The organism is Phormidium sp. CCY1219 (assembly GCF_055795085.1).
Genome location: NZ_JAYFEQ010000723.1, coordinates 1 through 4941, shown reverse-complemented (window position 1 = coordinate 4941; position 4941 = coordinate 1). Strand labels below are relative to the sequence as shown.

The following is a 4941-nucleotide window of genomic DNA, read 5'->3' as shown; positions in this document are numbered from 1 at the left end:
TTTAGGCTGGTCAGGTGGTTAGAAGTACAAGCCCCTGGCTTTAGACATGGGGTTGGTTTCTACGGAGTCCCTGACACAATCAAATCAGGAATCGGGAGTTACAAGAGGGTCTATCCGGAAGAAGTGGAATGAGAAGTAGAGGTATTCTTTTCGGGAACCATCGCCCACATCGAGACCGTGAAGCGCGACCCCACTCCCAACTCGCTAGTGACGGTAATTTCGCCCCCCATCATCTTGCAGAACCGTTGGCTGATAGACAGTCCCAAGCCGGTGCCCCCATATTTGCGGGTGGTGGACACATCACCTTGAGTAAAGGGATGGAAAATCTGTTCGATTTGCGCCGCACTCATGCCAATTCCGGTATCGGTGACCGTAAATGTGATTTTATCATTGACCCCGAGTTCGGGAGACGCGATCGCCCCTTCCGAGTCGAGGTTTTTACCTGCTGCTAGCTCGTGATTTTGCATTCCCGCTGAAGACATTTGGGTAGGGCGAACCACATCAGCCCCAGGGGGTAAAGCCGAGTAGCGGGTTACTTCTAAAGTAATGGTGCCATTTTCGGTAAATTTAGCCGCGTTACTTAATAAATTCAACAACACTTGGCGAACTTTGGTCAGGTCGGCGTACATGCTACCCAGATGGTTGTGACAAATCACCGATAAAGTATTGTTATTTTTCTCGATTGTCGGTTGGGAAGTTGACACCACATTATAAATCAAAGTGCGAAGGTCGAACCGTTCCAAATACAAATCCATTTTACCGGCTTCGATTTTAGAAATATCCAGGAGATCGTTAATCAAAGCTAGCAGATGTTTCCCAGCATTATTAATTCTTTGCAAATCACCGAGTAAATTTTCATCTCCCAATTCTTCTGCATCTTCTTGGAGCATTTCACTATAGCCGACGATCGCATTCAGAGGGGTTCGCAGTTCGTGACTCATATTTGCCAGAAACGCACTTTTAGCTTGGTTTGCCGCTTCAGCAGCAGCTTTAGCTTTTTGTAATTCTTGTTCTGCAAGCCGTCGCTCCGTGATATCGTTCAACGTGCCAGACGTGCCTAAAATCGTGCCATTTTCAGCTAACTGAACGCGGGCGTGAACTTCCATCCAACGACTCGCACCATCTTTGGTGAGGTAACAAGTTTCATGGTGACAATAGTCTGCTTCGCGAGTCATTAATTGGGCAAACTTTTTCCGACTGGCCGCTTGTTCGTCCGGATGAACGTAATCGATAAAATCGGTAGACAAACTTTCCTCAACGGAGTATCCCGTGATTTGAGTCCAGGCGGGATTGAGAAAGGTCCACTTGCCGTGACTATCGGTTTTAAAAATAACTTCTTCAATGGTATCGACCACCGAGCGATATTTTTCTTCACTGGCTTGTAGGGAAGCGATTAACCGGCTTTTTTCCACTTCCGATCGCTTGCGTTCGGTGATATCGCGGACGATGGCCAGAGCTTCATCTTCTCCACTGGCCATCACCCGGCTTTCGTAACTAAATAATTCGCCATTAATTGGCAATTCGTACTCAAAGATTTCAATGTCCCCGGTGTGCAAGGTTTTTTGCAGGGCGTTGATGCATTGAGAGGCCACATAGTCGGGCAAGACTTCCCGGAGGTTGCGGCCCAAAAATTTATTTTCAATCCCGGCTAAATTGACCCCTTTAACGGATTTAAAATCCAAAACGGTACCGTCGCGATCGAATCGAAACATTAAATCGGGGATAGCATTGAGCAAGGCGCGGTTCCTCGCTTCACTTTTGCTCAACAGGGAGAGAGTATCGAGCATTTGCGATCGCGATTGCTTCGTTTCGGTAATATCTTGGACCGAACCGAGAATCCGAGTTACCCGTTGCTCGCGATCGTCCCAAATCGGGCGCGCCGAATCGCGCAACCAGCGGATTTCCCCCGATTTAGTGAAAATACGATATTCTAACACGCCGGAATGGTTAGCGAGTAAAGTAGCTTGAAAGCGCTCGAAACGGGGCAAATCTTCCGGATGAATCAGGGAAGACCACCCTTGTTGACGGTCCAGCTCTTCTAATCGGTAGCCTGCAATTTCGTAAAAGGAGTCCGCGACCCATTCAGCGATCGGCTGATTGGACTGCGAGAGGGTGATAGAATAAACGTAATCCGACACCAGTTCGCAGATTGTCCGATAGCGAGTTTCGCTTTGACAGAGAGCTTCGAGCGATCGGGTTTGTTCGGTAATATCGCAGATAAATCCTTCTAAGCACAGCAGTTCTCCGGTGGGACTGAAGACGCCGCAACCTTGCTCGGAAACCCACTTGAGTGCGCCGTCAGCGGCGATCATCCGGTAGGTGAGGTCAAAAGGGTTTTTGGCCGACAAAGCCGCTTGCACTTCCTGCCAAACCCGCTCTCGGTCTTCGGGATGGATGAGTTGAGCCAAGGAAATGTTTTTGTCATCGAGGAACTGTTTGGGGTAATAGCCGGTTAACGCCACCGATCCTTCACTGACAAATTCAAACGTCCAGTTGCGGTCATTACGACAGCGATAGGCCATTCCGGGAAGATTGCTCAGCACAGTGGAGAGGGTGCGCTGACTTTCTTGTAACGAGGCGATTAATTCCCGTTCCATTTGCTGAGCGCGCTTGCGATCGCGGATATTTCGCACCGCCGCCACCCGGAGTGACCTGCCGCGATCGCGAATCCTTTTCCCCTGGATTTCTACCGGAAATCGCGACCCATCTTTGCGGATCGCTTCTGCTTCATAAGGGGTTTCTACCCCGGCTTTAATATTTTCTAAGGCGATTTTCCGAGATTCAGGCGTTAGTAATTCCAACCCATTGGTGCCGATCAATTCTTCTGCTTCATACCCGCTCATCTCCACCAAGGTTTGATTGACATCGATAATTGTGCCTGACTCGTGAATGAGAATACCTTCAAAGGTTGCCTCGGATAAACAGCGAAATCTCGCTTCGCTTTCGCGCAATGCAGCCTCGAGCTGCATCTGGGGGGTAATCGGGAAAACTAACGCGATCGCGGCGATCGCCTCACCATTCTTATCGAAAATCGGGGTATTGTACCATTGGCAAACGATAATTTCCCCCGGTTTTGTTCGCTGCTCGCCGATCCAACCAACGCTACGTTTTTGCTGCATCGACTCATTCCAGCGTTCGGTAAACTGCTTTTGAAAGCCTTCCGGAATCAGAAAATTAAGGGGATGTTGTCCCAAAGCTTCCTGAATGCTATAGCCAAAAAGGGTTTCGGCTGCTGAATTCCAAGCTTTTATTTCCCCATTCCGGTTAAATTCGAGGGTGGCGAGGGGCGGGTGGTGGGAATCGAGCAGGTGGTGTTCTGCGGTGGTGTGACAAAACAAGAGGCGATCGCCCCCCGGTGGGTTTTCTGCTGGGGGTTGGCGCTCGCTGAGACGTTGTAAGCGGTTTTTGTCAGCATTTAATTGCTGGTTGGCTTGTTTGAATTGACCGAGTTTCGTGCCGAGGTATCCGAAGAGGAACGGAGAACAATCAATCAACCAGTGTAACGGATTCAATTGATGGATCGCAGCGATCGCGGCGATCGACCAGCTCAAATTGCCCCTCAAAATATCTAAACTCCATGCGCTCCCACAGAGACACAACCCGGCACTCACTCCTATCAGTCCGTAAGTTCGGACAATGCCAAACGACCGATTCTCGGTAACAGAGTCCATAGTTTGATGTTCCTTACAAGTTTGAGATAGCGGATGGATAGACATTGCATTCGGCGCTTGATAATCGTTTTTTTTACAGCCAGTCGGTTCCGATAACTTTACCTGTAAATCCACCCTTGATGATTCTGAGTTTTAACAGTTTTTTCCCACCACCTATGCAGCCAAATAGTGCAATCTAGCCAGTCTCAAATCAATTATTATAATTGCATGAAAGGGGACATAAGAATATAAAAAATTCCCACAAATAGAACATTTTACCTCTGATGCTCTGCTTCAATTTAGGGAGCGATTTAGGCGGAAACGTTGGGAAAAAAATCAGTAAGCCAATCAGTGCGAGGATAGTTTAAAACCGCGAAAGAAGTGGAAGAAAGATCCATGCCAGATGCAGTCCCTATGGCTAAAGCGGTAAGGGATCCTCGACGTTTGCAAAGCGCCTCGATGAGAGTAGTGGAGTTAAAACCCCGGGAATGCTTCCTGTCGAGAGGACGAACAGACGGCTGGTCAGTGGAGAGGGTTGCCCATACCCCTGCGAGGCGGCTACGCCCCAGAACAACCCTTATGAGGTGGGTTGTTTCGAGATATGCAACTGAATTTTTTCCAATAGCCGGGGAAATTCCACCGGTTTGGTATCGTAATCATCGCAACCGGCGGCCAGACATTTTTCGCGATCGCCAGACATAGCGTGAGCCGTCAGAGCGATAATTGGAATCGACTGGGTATCCGGTGCCGCTTTGAGTCGCCGAGTTGCCTCCCAACCATCGAGAATCGGCAAACTCATATCCATGAGGATTAAATCGGGGAATTCAGACTGAGCCATTGTCAATCCCTCCCCGCCATCCACAGCTACAATCACGTCATAACCCCGACGTTTGAGACGCCGCAATAACATATCTCGATTCATCTCATTATCTTCTACTAACAGAATCTTGCTCATTTTGTCCGGTTGCCTCTGCTCCCCGTTTGATTCGCCTTCTTTAAGGCTTTCTAGCATATTGTGATTTCACTTGCATTGATGATAATGCGAAAACTCGTGGAACCTGTGCCGCGATCGCTCGCCGATGCACAAAGCGATCGCCCAAGGGATTATCCCGCCAGGGGCGATCGAGAGCCTTGGGGGTCTGTGGATCCTCAAGAGAGCGGAAATGCCTTCCACTGGCGATCCCACGGCTGAGCCGCTGGTCAACCCAGGAAAGTCTTTACCGAGAATCGGCGTAAAGCCCCCGGATTTATCCGTGGGGATATAAGCCGAGCGACTGACCCCCGGTCCCCC

General features: G+C 49.3%; 3 protein-coding genes. All 3 read right to left on the bottom strand.

The window, feature by feature from the left end; all coding sequences use genetic code 11:
* Positions 1-110: 110 nt before the first annotated feature.
* Positions 111-3671, bottom strand: a complete 3561-nt coding sequence (locus tag AC0QH1_RS21565; protein ID WP_324633384.1) for a PAS domain-containing sensor histidine kinase — start codon at positions 3669-3671, stop codon at positions 111-113.
* Between the two features lie 556 nt (positions 3672-4227).
* Positions 4228-4605: a response regulator gene (locus AC0QH1_RS21560; protein ID WP_324633382.1), complete on the bottom strand. Its 378-nt coding sequence runs from the start codon at positions 4603-4605 to the stop codon at positions 4228-4230.
* Positions 4606-4671: 66 nt separating this feature from the next.
* Positions 4672-4941 (bottom strand): hypothetical protein (locus AC0QH1_RS21555; protein ID WP_324633380.1); only part of this gene is annotated, 270 nt, incomplete at its 5' end.